The sequence below is a fragment of the Stenotrophomonas sp. P5_A8 genome (genome assembly GCF_056400545.1).
In genome coordinates this window covers 1-14844 of sequence record NZ_JBFULB010000075.1, presented here as the reverse complement: position 1 = coordinate 14844, position 14844 = coordinate 1, and the positions used below count along the sequence as shown (strand labels likewise).

Sequence of the window (14844 nt, the reverse complement as noted above, 5' to 3'; positions counted from 1 at the left end):
TTCCAGCACCAGGCAGGGGGGGCGCAGCGGGGCGGCTGCGTGCGGGGTGCTGGGCATGCCGGGGCATCCTTGATCAGGTCCGGCATGACGGTAGCAGCGCGGCCGTCATTTTCGCGGTAGTGTCCGCCTGCAAGCCGTTCGTGCGTTGTCAGCGTGACCACCCGGGCCGCAGGGCCTCTCCGCACCACAACCGGATGCCCACCATGCTCAGGCACCTCATTGCCGTTGCCTTCGCGCTCGTCCTCAGCGCCCCGGCCTTCGCCCAGGTCAAACCCTTCCCCGCAGGATTCCGCACCCAGGAGGTAGCCGTCGGCGATGCCACGCTGCATGTCCGGGTCGGTGGCAAGGGGCCGGCCGTGGTGCTGCTGCACGGGTTTGGCGATACCGGTGACATGTGGGCGCCGCTGGCCGCCGCGCTCGCCGCCCGGCATACGGTGGTGGTGCCGGACCTGCGCGGGATGGGGCTGTCCTCGCACCCGGCCGGCGGGTACGACAAGCGCACCCAGGCCGGCGACGTACGCGCGGTATTGGCCTCGCTCGGGATCGAGCAGGCCACGGTGGTGGGGCACGACATCGGCACCATGGTGGCCTTCGCGTATGCGGCGCGCTATCCGCAGTTGACCCGTGCGCTGGTGGTAATGGATGCGCCGGTGCCCGGCATTCCGCCGTGGGACGACATCGTCCGTAACCCGTTGCTATGGCACTTTGATTTCGGCGGTGCGGACATGGAGCGTCTGGTCGCCGGTCGCGAGCGGATCTATCTGGACCGCTTCTGGAACGAGTTCGCCGGCGACCCGAGCCGCATGGACGAGCCGTCGCGCGCGCACTACGCCACGCTGTACGCACGTCCGGCGCGATGAAGTCCGCCTTCGCCCAGTTCCATGCGTTCCGCCAGGATGGCCAGGACAACGCGCGCGTGGTTGCCGACCGGTTGACGATGCCGGTACTGGCCATCGGCGGGGAAAAATCCTTCGGCGCCAACGAGGCGGTGGTGATGCGCAACGCAGCGGTGGATGTCACCGGGGTGGTCATCCCCGGGGCAGGGCATTGGCTGATGGAAGAGGCGCCGGCGGCGACCATCGCGGCGGTGACCGGATTCATCGATGCGCCGCGCGCGATGCCGAAGTAGAGAGGAGGAGGCCTGGCGCGCGCGGCGTCGCTGGGTGGCTGCTGCCTGAACGCAGAGCGGCACGTTGACGCGCCGTGGACATGATTTCACCACCCATTGCAGCCTTGGGGCGGACACTCACCCCATGTCCTGCGAGTAAGGAGAAGACCGTGAAGAATATCCAACGTGTGTTGTGCATGGGCGCGCTTGTCGCCGCATCGTTCGGCGCTGCCGCCCAGAACTACGGTCCGAAGGACGAAGGCCGCCGTTTCAATGACGGCAGCAAGGTGGTCTGCAAGAACGTGGAAGTGCAGCGCAACAGCCGCGATCCGAACCGTATTGCCGGTACCGCTACCGGTGCGGTGGTAGGTGGCCTGCTGGGCAACCAGGTCGGCGGTGGCAACGGCAAGAAGCTGGCCACGGTGGCCGGTGCGGTCGCTGGTGGCGCTGCGGGCCGCAACATCCAGGGCCGCAGCCAGCAGAACAACGGCGACCGCGTGGTCGAACGCCGCTGCGAGCGCCAGTACCGCTGACCCCCGCGCGGTACGTGGACGCGGTTCAACAGCGCCGGCCTTGAGGCCGGCGTTGTCGTATGCGGGCCCCTTGGTTGGTGTCCGGGCAGCCGTATACTCCGGCGACACCCAAGGATGACCGGACTGTGAGCGAAGCGCTTGAACCCGGCAGCACCCCCGACGCCTCTGCCGAGGTGTCCGATCACGCCGGCCGCTTCGCCCGGTTGCGCGAACGCACCGACGAACTCGAACTCTTCATTTCCGGCCTTCTGGCGTTCGCACTGCTGGCCGTTCCGGGGCGTATCTTCGATGCGTGGGCCGGCAGCACCGTGCACACCGAGGGCGTCTACGCTTATGCGCTGTGGTTCGGCTTCAGCACCAGCGTGGGGTTGTGCTACGTGGTGGCCCTCGCGCTGATCGCGCACCTGGCGATCCGTGGCTACTGGGTCGGATTGATCGGCTTGAAGATCCATTTCCCTGACGGCATCCGCTGGGATCGGATTCCGCTGATGGGGCCGGTATCGCGGGCGTTCTACCGCTCGCGCGTGGTGAGCCTGGAGCAGGTGATCGCCAGCGCCGACCGCGCTGCATCGACGCTGTTCTCGGCCACGTTGCTGTTCGCGCTGACCATGACCCTGATCGGCGTGGGCTCGGTGCTGCTGCTGAGCGTGGCTGGTTTGGTCGGGGCGCTGCTGGGCGACACCGACCGCATCGCGCTGATCATGGTGGCGGTGGTCTTCGCAGCGCTGCTGCTGGTGAGCACCGTGCCGCTGGTGATGGAAAAGCAGGTTGCCCGACGGCAGGCACAAGGGAAGCCCAGCGCGGGGCTGGAGCGGGCCGTCCATCGGGTACTCGGCGTCAGCCAGTGGCTCATACCGATGCGACTGCTGCTGCCGGTACAGCTCACCCTGCAGAGCAATCTGTATGCCCGCAATTTCATGGTGGCCTACTTCGTCGCGATCATGGCGGCGATGACCATCGGCGGCGTGCAGACGATCAGTTCGGCCACGTTTTCATTGTTCAACCGCTACGAGGTGATGACCAGCGAAGCGGTGGAAAACGGGATGCTGAGCGCCCACTACGAAGCGCTGCGGGTGGATCATGACCGGTTGCGGCGCTACCCGATGATCCCCAGCGATGTGGTCCAGGGTGCGATGCTGCGGCTGTTCATTCCGCATCAGCCGCAGCGCGACAACCCGCAGGCGCGGCAGCGCTGCACCGCACTGCCGGGAGGCGAGAACGCGCGGGTCGGGCAGGACGCCGCGCGAGCGGCGGTCCAGTGTCTGGCGCTGTTGTGGACGGTCACGCTGGATGGCAAGCCGGTGGCGCTGGACGGTTTCGTGCCGATGGAACGGCGCGACCTGGAGATGCGCGGGCTGGTGGGCTACCTGCCGCTGTCGGCGCTGCCACCGGGCCGCCACGATCTGCTGCTGGTCTGGAATGCCGACAGCGATGCGAAAGGTGCCGGACGCCGGCGCGAGTACCGCATTCCGTTCTGGTACGCGCCGGATCCGTCGCGCTGAGCGGTCAGTGCGTGCGGCTGCGGTCGCCCAGGCGCCACACCGCCAGCCCACCGTAGAGCACGAGCAGCGCGGCCAGCGTCCACAGCTCGTGGCTGACCTCGCCCAGGCGGGCATCCATCTGGTTCAGGCGCACCATCAGGTTGATGCCGGCGGTGGTGGGCAGCAGGTGGGCCAAAGCGACCAGCGCTGGCGGCGAGGTGACCGCCGGCCAGGACAGATTGGCCAGGAAGAACAGCGGGATCGAGCAGGCGATCACCACCTGGAAGGCGCGTTCGCGGGTGGCGAAGAAGCTGCCGACGAACAGGCCGAACGCCACCGTGGCGGCAATGAACAATGTACCGCCGAGCAGTTGCCCGAGCGGGTTCCCGCCGCGCGGATAGTCCTGCACCCACGCGGTGAGGCCGGCGTAGTAGAGCAGGCCCAGCAGGCCGATGATGCCGAAGCCAAGCGCCATGCCGGCCAGGGTGGGCAGGTCGAAGCGCAGGCGTCGGTCGAGTGCCAGGCGCCGCGTCCCCAGCAGCACGCCAATGCCCATCAACAGCGTCTGGTGCACGATCAGTTCGGCCACACCGGGCACGATGGCGCTGCCGTAGCCTTCCAGCGTGTTGAACAGCGGCCGCTGCACCAGGGTGATCGGCGGTGGCTGCGGGGCGCCCATGAAGGCGGCCTGCGAAACCGCTGTTTCGCGCGCGAACGCGGTCAGTGCATCGGCCACGCCGCCCAATACCCAGCTGGCGCGGCCGAGGTAGGCACCGTTGCCCATCAACACCAGGTGGCCGGCGCCGCCGCGCAGGATGTCGCGCTCCAGTTGGGCGGGAATCAGCAGGATGCCTTCGGCCTCGCCGCGCTCGAGCGCGTGGCGGGCCTGGTCGAGGGTGGCGGGTTGGGCAACGATGCGCACGGTGCGCAACGCGTCCACGCGGCGCAGCAGTTCGCGGCTGGTGGCACTCTGGTCGTGGTCCACCACCACGATGGGCAGGTTGCTGGCAACCTGGTGGCGGTACGCGGCCGGGTAGAAGAACGAGTACAGCACCACCGCGCCAATCATGAGCACGACCGCATAGCGGTCGGTCAGCACCGCGCGCAGGGTCTGGCGCAGGCTGCTAGTGAAGCGGCTCATGCGGCCGCTCCGTTGGAGGCCACGGGCGTGGGCAGGGCGCGGGCTGCGACGATCAGGCGCCAGCCGCCGATGCCGCCGGCCACCAGCACCATCAGCAGCAGCGTCGCCAACGGCCATAGCGAGACCGACCACGGCGCGCCGACAAACTGCTGCTGGGTCTGCAGCTTGACGTAGGCGGTGAGCGGCAGCAGCAGGTTCCAGACACGGGTGAACAGCGGCGCATCCACCACGGGGAAGGTGGCCCCGGAGAATGCCAGCGCGGTGCCGATGCTCAAGCCGATGGCCGACAGCGCGGTGCCCATGTCACGGGTGAGTCCCACAAACAGCAGCGCCACCGCCGCGCATGCGAGGTAGAGCAGCGGCTGGCCCAGCATCAGCAACAGCAGGCTGCCGGCGATGCCGTCGCCGCGCAGCAGCGCCAGGTACAACACGCCGAGCGCGCCATAGGCCGAGAACAGTGCGACATAGGGGCAGATCTTGCCGGCGATGGCCGCCCAGGGGGCGCTGCCCAGCCACGCACGCAGCTGGCCGTCGCGCACCTCGCGGCCCAGGCTGGCGGCCACCGCCAGCGCCAGGCCCAGCGACAACACCGCCGGAAACAACAGCGGCAGCAGGAACAGTTCGTAGCTGCGCGCCGGGTTGTGCAGGATGTCCGACTGCACCGCGATGGGCGGCGCGCGCAGTTTGGCCGGGCCGACCTGTTTGCCGATGCCGCCGGTCAGGAGGCGCGCGTTCCACGCACCGACCGCTTCCACGATATCGCGCACCGCCGACTGCCCGGTGGTGAGGTAGGTGGCGTTGTAGTAGGCGAACACGGTGCCCTGGCTGCCACGCAGCGCCTGGCGGGTGGCATCGCGGGGGACCAGCACCACGGCAAAGACCTCCAGCCGCCGCAGTTCGGCCTGCGCATCGGCCAGACTGGCCGGTTGGCTGGCCACGGCGATGCCCGGACTGGCATCCAGCATGCGGGCGAGCAGACGGCTCTCGGCACTGTGGTCGAGGTCGACAATGGCAATGGGAATGTCGCGCATCACCGATGCGGCGAACAACCAGGCCATCACCGCCAGCATCAGCAGCGGCAACAGCGTCACCAGCAGCAGGTCGGCGCGGTCGCTGCGCAGGTGCTGCAGCTCGCGCTGGAAGGCGGCGCCGAAGCCCGCCCGCCGCAACCGGTTCATCCCTGCGGCCACGCGAACAGAACGCTCATGCCGGGGCGGAAGCCCTCCACGCGCGCCACCGGGCGCAGCCGGATCTCGAAGCTGCGCACGTCGTAGCCCGACGACTGCCGGGTAGCGCGCCAGGTAGCGTAATCGCCGGCCGGGTTGATGAAGTACACCTCGAACTCGACATCGCGATCCAGCGCGGGTACCTGCCCGCGCAGACGGTTGCCGATCTTCAGGCCGCGCATCTGCGATTCGCGCAGGTTCACCGATACCCACATGCGGTCGATGTCGACCAGGGTGAACACCGGGTAGCCCGCCGGGACCAGTTCGCCCACATCGGCCATGCGCTTGTTGATCTCGCCGGCCAGCGGCGCGCGGCCGTTGACCTCCTCACGCGCGGCGTCCACCTCGGCCACCGCGCCGCGTGCCTGGCGGACCTGGCCCTGTGCGGCACGCTTGTCCTGCTCGCGCGCGCCGGCCAGCGCCTGGTCGTACTGCGCACGGGCGGCATTGGACAGCTCGCGCGAACTGCGCGCCTGGGCCAGCGCTTCGTCGCGCTTCTGCCGGGTCATCACGCCTTCGTTGAACAGGTTCTGCACGCGCTGGTAGGTGGCATCGGCCAGCGTGGCACCGGCTTCAGCGCGTTTCCAGTTGGCCTGCGCCGCGCGGATGTCTTCGCTGCGCGCGCCGGCATCGGCCTTGTCGGCCACGGCGCTGGCCGCTTCCAGCGCGCCTTGCGCCTGTTCTTCCTTGGCGGCCACTTCCGGGCTGTCCAGCACGAACAGCACCTGGCCGACCTTGACCCGGTCGCCCTCGCGCACCTTCAGTTCGGCCAGGCGTGCGGTGATCTTGGCGGCCACGTTGACGGTGTCGGCATCGGCCATGCCCTGCAGCTGTTCGGCCGGGCTGCGCCAGGCCAGCCACAGGCCGACCACCACYACGATCGCCAGCACCAGCGCGAGGGCAATACCGAGTTTGCGCTTGTTCGGCGGCGGCGCATCGGCAGGCGCCTGCAATGTGTCATTCATGCGCGATCACCTCGTCGGCCTGGCGGCGGAATTCGTCATAACGGTCCATCTGTCCACTGATCTCCAGCAGTTGTGCCAGCGCCACGTCGTACTGGTAGGCCGCCTGTGCGCGTTCCACCTGCGCACCGCCCAGCCCCAGCCGCGCGTCGATCACGTCCAGCGAGGTGGCCTGGCCTTCGCGGAAGGCCAGCTCCTGCAGGCGCAGGTTCTCGCGGTTCTGTTCGATGCTGCTGTCCAGCAGCAGGAACTGCTGGCGTGCGGTATCCAGTTCGTACCAGGCCTTGCGCACGCCCAGGGTGACCTGGTTTTCCGCTTCGCGCAGGCCGGCTTCGGCCTGCTCCTGCTGCGCGCGTGCGGCGCTGATCTGCGCCGGGCGCGAGCTGGGAGACAGGAAGGTGTACTTCACGCCGATGCCGAACGCCCAGTCCGGGTCGGTCAGCATTTCGTCGCGGCGCAGGAAGTCGTACTGGCCAAACAGGTACACGGTGGGCTTGAGCTTGGCCTGCTGCACGCGTACGCCTTGCTCGGCCTGCGCCACCAGTGCGCGCAGTCGCGCGATCTGCGGCTGCCGGGCCTGCGCATCGCGTTCGAAGGTGGGCAGCGCGCCGATCGGCGTGCGATGCACGAACAACGGCGACAGCGGGCGCACTTCGCCTCCGCTGCGCAGCAGGGTGGCCAGCGCGGCCTTCAGGGTCTGCAGGTCGTTGAGCGACTTCTGGTAGTCGCGCTCGGCCTTGTCGCGGGCCACGTTGGCCTGCAGGCGCTGGGCACGGGTGGCGAAGCCTTCGCGTTCCAGCTTCAGCGCATCGTCGAGGTGGCGCTGCAGCCCGTCGCGCACGTCACGGCGCACGTCCACGGCCTGCTCGGCCAGGCGCTGCCCGAAGTAGGCCTGGGCCAGCTGCACGCTCAACGACTGGCGCTGCGATTCGCGTTCGGCGCTGGCCTGCGCGGTGGCGCCGGCGGCGGCCTGCTGCGCGGCCGGGATCAAACCGCCGGTGTACAGCGGCAGCACCGCGGTGACGACCGGACGGGTGCGCCAGTCGCGCTCGGTGAACTGCAATGGCGAGTCGATGCCGAACGCCTCGGCCACCGGCGCCAGCGAGCCCAAGGGCAGGGTCAACGTCTTCTGGAACTGCAGGCGGCGCACTTCACCGGTGATCTCCGGCAGGCGCAGCAGACGGGTGGCATCCTGCAGGTCCTGCTTGTTACGCACCGAGGCATCGGCGGCGGCCAGTGCGTCGGACACCTGTTCCAGGCGCTGCTGCGACTGCTGCCAGTCCAGCGCGGGAACGGCCGCCTCGCCGATGGGCAACTGGGCCATGGCCGCGCCGCTGCACAGGAGCAGGGCCGTGCAGTGAAATCCTTTCTTTACGCGCGCAAGCGCCGTGTGCCGGCTCACGAATGGGCATTCCGTATGTAAAGCATTCGGTAAAGTATGGTGCGCGCCGCGTGAAGCCCGGGTCTTCACACCGGGCCTTGGCGGTGTCGGTGCGTCCGACGCCGGCGATGCCGTTTGTATGCGGTTTGACGTTCTCGATTGGGCGGCGCGGAAGGTGCCGAAATGCTGCGGCCACCAACGGCGGTCGCCTACCGGGGCATTCACGTTCGGGTCGGGGATTGGCCGTGGGTCGACCCACACCGGGTAGGTACCGACCGTGGGTCGGTACGCCCCTGGCCGCTCAACGGGTCGGCGGATTCCCGGCGATGGTGCGCGCGCCGGTGATGATCATGCGCAGCATCTGCGACAGCTGCTCGATCAGTTCGGCGTCCTTTTCCTGCGGCTGGTCCACGGCGGTGGCCCCCATGGCGAACACCAGCCGGGTGATCGCCTTGGACGCCAGCGCCGGTTCGTGCAGCACCGCGCCGCCATCGGCGGCGGCCAGCCGGATCAGGTCGACCCGCAGTTCGTCTTCGAAGTAGTTCAGTTCGCGGTCCACCGCCTGCTTGAACGCGTCCGAGCCGGCGCTGCCTTCGCGCAGCAGCACGTGCAGCAGCTTGTGGTCGGCGCGCAGCTGTTCGAAGAAGGTCTCCACCGACAGCCGGATCACGCTGCGCTCGGACGACGCCGCGCGCTGGCGCGCCTCGCCGATGATCGTGCGCAGCGAACGCCCGGACAGATCGATCAGCGCCACGGTCAGTTCGTCCATGTCGCGGAACTGGCGGTAGAACGAATTCGGGGCGATGCCCGCCTCGCGGGCCACTTCGCGCAGGCTCAGCGTAGAAACACTGCGGTGCGGGCCGATCAGGGCCAGCGCGGCGGCCAGCAGGTCGTCGCGCGAGATCGAGGCTTTGCGCGCCGGATGGGCATCGTCGGCAGCGGACAGGGGCAGGTCTGGGGAGGTCATCGGGGGCAGGGCGGTCAAGTCCCTGAATCATAGCCCGTCCGATCAATATACAAGTGTATACACGCATGTATGTGCGTGCGTATAGTGACCCCATGAGCGCCCAACCCCGCCCCCCGATCCGCCGCCGCAACCCGATCTCGCCCCGTCATTGGGTGTCCGAGGAACTGTTCGACTTCTGGGCCGGGCGTCTGCACCCGCTGTGGACCCTGCGCCGGGCGCGGGCGCGGCTGGTGGCGCGCGAGCAGGCCAGCGCGGATGCGGTCACCCTGGTGCTGCGCCCGAACCGGCATTTCCGTGGGATGCAGCCGGGTCAGCACGTCACCCTTGGGGTGGACATGGATGGGCGCCGGCTGTCGCGCAGCTACAGCCCTACGCGGCTGGCCGACGGCACGCTGGCGATCACCGTCAAAGCGATCGAGGGCGGCAAGGTCAGCCAGCACCTGGCCCATCACGCGGCGATCGGTGAGGCGTTCGAACTGGGCCAGGCCTTCGGCGAGATGACCGTGGATCCCATACAAGCCCAGCGCCTGCTGCTGTTGGCGGCCGGCAGCGGGATCACCCCGATGCGCGCGCTGCTGCGCCAGCTGGATGCCGCCGGTATGCCCGGCACAGTGGACCTGGTGTACTGGGCCCGCCGCCGCGAGGAACTGTGTTTTACCGACGAACTGGCGGCACTGGCCGCGCGCCATCCGAACCTGCGCGTGCACCTGGCACTGACCCGCGACCCGCACGCCGCGTCGCCGCGCGTGGATGCCTACGCGTTCGATGCGCTCGGCGACCTCCGTGCGGCCCAGGTGCTGGTGTGCGGCCCGGGTGGCTTCGTTGATGCCGCCCGCGCGCGCTTGCAGGGCACCGTGGCCGCGCTGCAGTTCGAAGCGTTCACCCCGCCGCTGCTGCCCGACGCGGAAACCGGCACGGTGCAGGTCGAACTGCGCCGCAGTGGCCGCACCCTGACCCTGCCGCGCGGCACCTCGCTGCTGCAGGCGCTGGAAGCCGAAGGTCTGCGCCCGGCCAGCGGCTGCCGCATGGGCATCTGCAACACCTGTGCGTGCGGCAAGGCCTCCGGCGTCACCCGCCACACGCTCACCGGCGAGTACGCCGATGAACCGGCCACGCAAGTGAAGCTGTGCGTCAACAGCGCCAGCACCGACCTGATCCTGGAGCTCTGACCATGTCTTCCGTCCAGAACCGCGCGCTTTCCGCCGCTGAACTGCACGCCTTCGGCGATGAACTCGATGCGCTGCGTGCGCGCCAGCTGGCCACGCTGGGGGCCGCCGACGCGCGTTACATCCGCCGCGTGGTGGCCGGCGTGCGCTGGACCGGCGTGGCCGGCCGCGCGCTGCTGTTCCTCGGTGCCTTCGTGCACAGCGTGCTGATCCCGGCGTGGATCGCCGGCGTGGCGCTGCTGGCGCTGTCCAAGATCCTGGAAAACATGGAGCTGGCGCACAACGTCATCCACGGCCAGTACGACTGGATGGGCGACCCGCAGCTGCAGGGCAGCACCTACGAGTGGGACATCGTCGGCACTGCCGACAACTGGCGCAAGACGCACAATTTCCGCCACCACACCTACACCAACGTGCGCGGGCTGGACGACGACATCGGCTATGGCCTGTTGCGGATTTTCCCCGAGCAGCGCTGGCGCCCGTTCTACCTGACCCAGCCGGTGGTGGCGGTGGTGTTCGCGCTGCTGTTCGAATGGGGCATCGCCATCCAGGACCTGCGCGTGGGCCGCTGGTTCGCCGGCAAGATCACCTTCCGCCAGCTGCTGGCACAGGCGCGCCCGGTGGGCCGCAAGATGGGCAAGCAGATGTTCAAGGACTACCTGCTGTTCCCCGCGCTGGCCGGCCCGTTCTTCCTGCCGGTGCTGCTGGGCAACGTGGTGGCCAACCTGATCCGCAACGTGTGGACCTACGTGATCATCTTCTGCGGCCACTTCACCGCCGATGCCGAGACCTTCCCCAAGGAATGCGTGCGCGATGAAAGCCGCGGCCACTGGTATCTGCGCCAGCTGCGTGGCTCATCCAACCTGACCGGTGGCAAGCTGATGAACGTCATGTCGGGCAACCTCAGCCACCAGATCGAACACCACTTCTTCCCGGACATCCCGGCCAACCGTTACGCCGATATCGCCGTGGAAGTGAAGGCGATCTGCACGCGTTACGGCCAGCACTACAACACCGGCTCGCTGCCGAAACAGTTCGGCCAGGTGATGTGGCGGATCGTGCGCCACGCCTTCCCGAGCAAGCCGGGGCGGGTGCGCGCGCTGCCGGCCGGCGCCCGGCCGCAGGTACAGCAGGGCTGAGCCGGTGGACGACGGCTCAGTCGTCGTCCACTTCCATCCTGCCTTCGGCCAAGGGCACGCGTGTGCCGTCCAGCAGGCCGCGGCTGAGTGTGCCGTTCTCGATGAACAGCAGCTCGCCGTTCTCGCCCTTCTTGATGCTGCTGTCGATGGCGATGATGCGGTCACCGTGGAAGCTGCTCACGTGCGGCATCGAGGTATGGCCGACCACGATGCGCTTGAGCTGCAACTGTTCGAGCAGTGCCTGCACCTGGGCGGTATCCATGCGTCCATCGAAGTAGCCGCGGTACCAGATCGGGCTGGTCTTGCCGTCGAACAGGCGCGCGCTGTCCGGCGCGGCCTTGACCTGCTCACGTGGCAGCCCGACCGAGGCCTGGTAGGTGGCGTTGGTGGCGTCCATGGCGCGCACTAGGTCGAGGTTCTCCGGGGCGATGCCGCCGTGCAGGAACAGCGTGTCGCCGATCTTCAGCAGCACCGGACGGGTGCGCAGCCATTGGCCGATCACCGAATCGGCGCCGTACAGCGCCGGATACGAACGATCCAGCAGCTGCGCACTCCTGAGGTACTTCGGGTTGACGTAGCGCAGGTCGTCGTACAACACCATCGTCTCGTGGTTGCCGAGCACGAAGTGCACCGCGCCACCGGCCGCGCTGGCCTGCTGCTGCAGGCCGTAGAGCAGCCAGAACGCCTCGGTCACCTGCGGCCCACGGTCGAACACATCGCCGGCCACCACCAGCGTGGCATCGCCGAGGGCCCAGTGGTCCTGCGCATCGATGACATGGTGGGCGCGCAGCAGCGTCACCAGCAGCCCGTACTGGCCATGGATGTCCGACAACGCGACGATGCGCGGCGTGGCCGGGTACTGCGCGACCTCGGCGGTGCGTGGCGGCAGCACACTCACCTCGTGCGGGTAACCGCATTCGGGCGCGACCACGGTGACCTCGCCGCGCGCTGGCAGATCGCGGCGGACCACGTGGTCGTTGCACACCCACTGCGCCTGCAGGCCCGTGTCGGTGCGGAACACGTACGGGCCATCGGCCTCCACGTGCTCGGCCGGTTGCGGCACGTCGCGGGCCGTGGCGGAGGCGCTCAGCAACAGGGCCGAGCACAGCAGGGCGCACGGCAGGTGCGATGAAGGGCGGGACGGCATCGACAGGTTCCTTGGGCAGCGGCAACGACGCAGGCCAATGCCCGCGTCGTGATCCTACGCCGCCCGCGCCGCGCCCGGCATGCGCCGTTGGTACCGGTCGATGTGCCGCAACAGGCGGCTCGTGCCGACTCAGCCGCGCTGCAGTGCCTGTCGCTCCGGTGCATCGGGCAGGTCGTCGCTGGCCAACACCACGCGGTTGCGGCCGCGCTTCTTGGCCTGGTACATCGCCGCATCGGCGCGGGCCATCAGCCGCTCGTAGTCCGGGTGGCCATCGTGGGCGGCCACGCCGATGCTGGCGGTCAGCGCCAGGGTGCTGCCGTTGGCCAGCGGCGCCGGTGTCTGCGCGATCTGCCGGCGCAGGTTCTCGGCGATCACCTCGGCCTGCGCGGCATTGGCGGCCACCAGCACCACCACGAACTCTTCGCCGCCATAGCGGAACAGGTAGTCGCTGCCGCGGGTGAGCTGGCCCAGCAGCGCGGCCACATGCTGCAGGGCGCGATCGCCGCCGTCGTGGCCGTGGGTGTCGTTGATCGCCTTGAAGTGATCCAGATCCAGCAGCAGCACCGAGAACGGCGTGTGCGCCGAGTTGGCCAGTTCGATCTCGCGACGCAGCACCGTGGGCAGGAAGCGGCGGTTGAGCAGGTTGGTCAGTGCGTCGCTGCCGGCATCGAGCTCGCCGATGCGCTCGAACAGCATGCTCATCAGGGTGCGGATACGCGCGAGCTGCTCGCGGATGCCCTGCAGCGCGCTGAAGCGCGTCGTCAGGTCTGCGCGCGCGAGCGCAGCATGCAGTTGCGCGTCCACGCGTGCGATCAACGCACCTACCTGCGCCGTCTCGCTGCTCTCGCCAAAACTGGGGATGCCCTTGTGGGTGAACCACAGGCCGAATTCGGAATGGGCCAGGTCCACGGTATCGGCATCGGTGGCCTGGCTGGCGATGGCGTACAGCAGTGCGTTTTCCCAATCCAGCAGCAAGGCGCGCTGGCGTTCGCGTTCGGTGCTCACGTTCTGCACCAGCGAGAACAGCCGGTAGGCCGCATCGGTGCGCGAGGAACGCTCGCGTGCATGGGTATAGGCCAGGGTCATGCCTTCCAGCGCGATATCCACCGAGGCGCTCAGGCAGCGGATCGCTTCGAAGGCGATGGCGCTGCTGGGAGCGTGCGCCACGATGCGCTCGAACAGGCGTTGCTTGAGCACGCGCGCGCCACGGGTGACCAGGTCCACCGGAATGCCCACCCGCGCATGCACATCGCCGATCACCCGCTGCGCGGCCACCAGCGCCGGGATGCTGTCGATGGTGGCGGTCAGCAGTTGCGTCAGCCAACGCTGCATGGCCGGTTTCAGGCGCAGGCGCACCTGGTCGTGGGACAGAAAGCGGCTGGCGCGCGGGTCCTCCAGCAGCACGTCATAGAAGTGATGGGCCAGGTCCGGCGGCGACTGTGCGGCCAGCTCGGCCAGCAGTGCGGCAGCGTCGGCGCCGGTCGCCAGCAGGGTCTGCTGCCAGGCATCGGCCAGCGGACGGCTGGCCTCATCCAGGTTTGGAACGATATCCACGATGATTGCTCTTCCCGCCACAGGGGCCGTCGAACCTTAGCGGCCGCCTGCGGTTGTAATGAAGTTACAGACTGAACGCCAGCCCAAGTGTAATAGTCTCCGCGCGATACCCTGCTTAACCTGCGCACATTGTTCTGGAGACACCTTCATGGGTCACGACCACGATCACCTGCCCAGCGAAATCCGCCACGAAAAACCACTTTGGTGGGCACTCGGCCTCACCACTACCTTCCTGGTGGTGGAAGTGGTGGGTGCGTTCTGGACCAACAGCCTGGCGCTGTTGTCCGATGCCGCGCACATGGCCACCGACACCCTGGCGCTGATGATCGCGCTGGTCGCGGTGCGGCTGAGCCGGCRCCCGCCCGATGCCAAGCGCACCTACGGCTACGCACGGCTGGAGGCACTCGGCGCGATGATCAACGGCGGCATGCTCTTCGTGGTGGCCGCCTACATCCTGTGGGAGGCGGTGGCGCGTTTCCGCCAGCCGCAGGAAATCGCCTCCACCGGCATGCTGGTGATCGCCGCGATCGGCTTGGGCATCAACCTGATCTCCATGCGCCTGCTGCGTGCCGGCAGTGGCGAAAGCCTCAACGTAAAGGGCGCTTACCTGGAAGTGTGGGCCGACATGCTTGGCTCGGTCGCGGTGATCATCGGCGCGCTGTTGATCCGCTGGACGGGCTGGAAGCCGATCGATCCGATCCTGGCCGTGCTGATCGGCCTGTGGGTGCTGCCGCGCACCTGGGTGCTGCTGCGCGAGGCGATCAATGTGCTGCTCGAAGGCGTGCCCAAGGGCACCGACCTCAACGCCGTGCGCACCGCGCTGGGCGCGCAGCCCGGCGTGGTCGACGTGCATGACCTGCATGTGTGGGCGCTGGCCTCCAGCACGCCAGCGCTGACCGCGCATGTGGTGATGGCCGACGCGGTGGATGCCGACCGCCTGCGGCGCACGTTGACCGCCACGCTGCACGACCAGTTCGGCATCGAACATGTGACCCTGCAGATCGAGGCGGATCATTGCGGCGACAGCTGCAGCGTCGGC

Annotated in this window: 14 protein-coding genes; 7 read left to right on the top strand and 7 right to left on the bottom strand. The window is 68.5% G+C overall.

Annotated features, from left to right (window positions below):
* Positions 1–203: 203 nt before the first annotated feature.
* The 4 genes from AC1DQP_RS07805 (at position 204) to AC1DQP_RS07790 (ending at position 3143) form a co-directional block, all read left to right on the top strand.
* On the top strand, positions 204–860 hold the full coding sequence (locus tag AC1DQP_RS07805; protein WP_478051374.1) for an alpha/beta fold hydrolase: 657 nt from the start codon (positions 204–206) through the stop codon (positions 858–860).
* Positions 857–1129, top strand: coding sequence for an alpha/beta fold hydrolase (locus tag AC1DQP_RS07800; RefSeq protein WP_457319784.1), 273 nt, complete (start codon positions 857–859; stop codon positions 1127–1129). Before AC1DQP_RS07805 ends, AC1DQP_RS07800 begins: the two co-directional genes overlap by 4 nt.
* A gap of 176 nt (positions 1130–1305) precedes the next feature.
* Entirely contained in the window at positions 1306–1641 is a 336-nt protein-coding gene (locus AC1DQP_RS07795) for a glycine zipper 2TM domain-containing protein (protein ID WP_457319792.1), read from the top strand.
* 125 nt (positions 1642–1766) lie between these two features.
* Positions 1767–3143, top strand: a complete 1377-nt coding sequence (locus AC1DQP_RS07790) for a hypothetical protein (RefSeq protein ID WP_457319782.1) — start codon at positions 1767–1769, stop codon at positions 3141–3143.
* Positions 3144–3147: 4 nt separating this feature from the next.
* Here AC1DQP_RS07790 and AC1DQP_RS07785 read toward each other — a convergent pair whose 3' ends face one another.
* From AC1DQP_RS07785 to fabR, 5 genes are all read right to left on the bottom strand, one after another.
* Positions 3148–4263, bottom strand: a complete 1116-nt coding sequence (locus tag AC1DQP_RS07785) for an ABC transporter permease (protein WP_478051373.1) — start codon at positions 4261–4263, stop codon at positions 3148–3150.
* On the bottom strand, positions 4260–5441 hold the full coding sequence (locus tag AC1DQP_RS07780; protein ID WP_457319790.1) for an ABC transporter permease: 1182 nt from the start codon (positions 5439–5441) through the stop codon (positions 4260–4262). The genes AC1DQP_RS07785 and AC1DQP_RS07780 overlap by 4 nt, the downstream gene beginning before the upstream one ends.
* A complete protein-coding gene (locus AC1DQP_RS07775) occupies positions 5438–6454 on the bottom strand; it encodes an HlyD family secretion protein (RefSeq protein WP_478051372.1) in 1017 nt (338 codons plus the stop codon). The genes AC1DQP_RS07780 and AC1DQP_RS07775 overlap by 4 nt, the downstream gene beginning before the upstream one ends.
* Complete coding sequence (locus AC1DQP_RS07770) at positions 6447–7775, bottom strand: TolC family protein (RefSeq protein ID WP_457318880.1); 1329 nt, start codon at positions 7773–7775, stop codon at positions 6447–6449. The genes AC1DQP_RS07775 and AC1DQP_RS07770 overlap by 8 nt, the downstream gene beginning before the upstream one ends.
* 358 nt (positions 7776–8133) lie before the next feature.
* Positions 8134–8799 carry an HTH-type transcriptional repressor FabR gene (gene fabR / locus AC1DQP_RS07765; RefSeq protein WP_038692404.1) on the bottom strand — a complete coding sequence of 222 codons (666 nt, stop codon included), beginning with the start codon at positions 8797–8799 and terminating at the stop codon, positions 8134–8136.
* Positions 8800–8891: 92 nt separating this feature from the next.
* Between fabR and AC1DQP_RS07760 the strand changes: the two genes are divergently transcribed.
* Both AC1DQP_RS07760 and AC1DQP_RS07755 read left to right on the top strand, forming a co-directional pair.
* A complete protein-coding gene (locus AC1DQP_RS07760; protein ID WP_457318879.1) occupies positions 8892–9968 on the top strand; it encodes a ferredoxin reductase in 1077 nt (358 codons plus the stop codon).
* 2 nt (positions 9969–9970) lie between these two features.
* Positions 9971–11104: a fatty acid desaturase family protein gene (locus tag AC1DQP_RS07755; protein WP_457318878.1), complete on the top strand. Its 1134-nt coding sequence runs from the start codon at positions 9971–9973 to the stop codon at positions 11102–11104.
* Between the two features lie 16 nt (positions 11105–11120).
* On the opposite strand, the gene AC1DQP_RS07750 is transcribed toward AC1DQP_RS07755, so the two are convergent.
* Together AC1DQP_RS07750 and AC1DQP_RS07745 are read right to left on the bottom strand one after the other, a co-directional pair.
* Positions 11121–12251: a metallophosphoesterase gene (locus tag AC1DQP_RS07750; protein ID WP_457318877.1), complete on the bottom strand. Its 1131-nt coding sequence runs from the start codon at positions 12249–12251 to the stop codon at positions 11121–11123.
* A gap of 129 nt (positions 12252–12380) precedes the next feature.
* Complete coding sequence (locus AC1DQP_RS07745; protein ID WP_457318876.1) at positions 12381–13805, bottom strand: GGDEF domain-containing protein; 1425 nt, start codon at positions 13803–13805, stop codon at positions 12381–12383.
* Between the two features lie 148 nt (positions 13806–13953).
* Here AC1DQP_RS07745 and AC1DQP_RS07740 point away from each other — a divergent pair.
* Positions 13954–14844 (top strand): cation diffusion facilitator family transporter (locus AC1DQP_RS07740; protein ID WP_478051371.1); only part of this gene is annotated, 891 nt, incomplete at its 3' end.

Bases quoted from the DNA above. Each gene is read 5' to 3' on its own strand.
- AC1DQP_RS07755 (WP_457318878.1), top strand. From the start codon at position 9,971: ATGTCTTCCGTCCAGAACCGCGCGCTTTCCGCCGCTGAACTGCACGCC.
- AC1DQP_RS07770 (WP_457318880.1), bottom strand. From the start codon at position 7,775: ATGGCCCAGTTGCCCATCGGCGAGGCGGCCGTTCCCGCGCTGGACTGG.
- fabR (WP_038692404.1), bottom strand. From the start codon at position 8,799: ATGACCTCCCCAGACCTGCCCCTGTCCGCTGCCGACGATGCCCATCCG.
- AC1DQP_RS07785 (WP_478051373.1), bottom strand. From the start codon at position 4,263: ATGAGCCGCTTCACTAGCAGCCTGCGCCAGACCCTGCGCGCGGTGCTG.
- AC1DQP_RS07780 (WP_457319790.1), bottom strand. From the start codon at position 5,441: ATGAACCGGTTGCGGCGGGCGGGCTTCGGCGCCGCCTTCCAGCGCGAG.
- AC1DQP_RS07795 (WP_457319792.1), top strand. From the start codon at position 1,306: ATGGGCGCGCTTGTCGCCGCATCGTTCGGCGCTGCCGCCCAGAACTAC.
- AC1DQP_RS07760 (WP_457318879.1), top strand. From the start codon at position 8,892: ATGAGCGCCCAACCCCGCCCCCCGATCCGCCGCCGCAACCCGATCTCG.
- AC1DQP_RS07805 (WP_478051374.1), top strand. From the start codon at position 204: ATGCTCAGGCACCTCATTGCCGTTGCCTTCGCGCTCGTCCTCAGCGCC.
- AC1DQP_RS07750 (WP_457318877.1), bottom strand. From the start codon at position 12,251: ATGCCGTCCCGCCCTTCATCGCACCTGCCGTGCGCCCTGCTGTGCTCG.
- AC1DQP_RS07800 (WP_457319784.1), top strand. From the start codon at position 857: ATGAAGTCCGCCTTCGCCCAGTTCCATGCGTTCCGCCAGGATGGCCAG.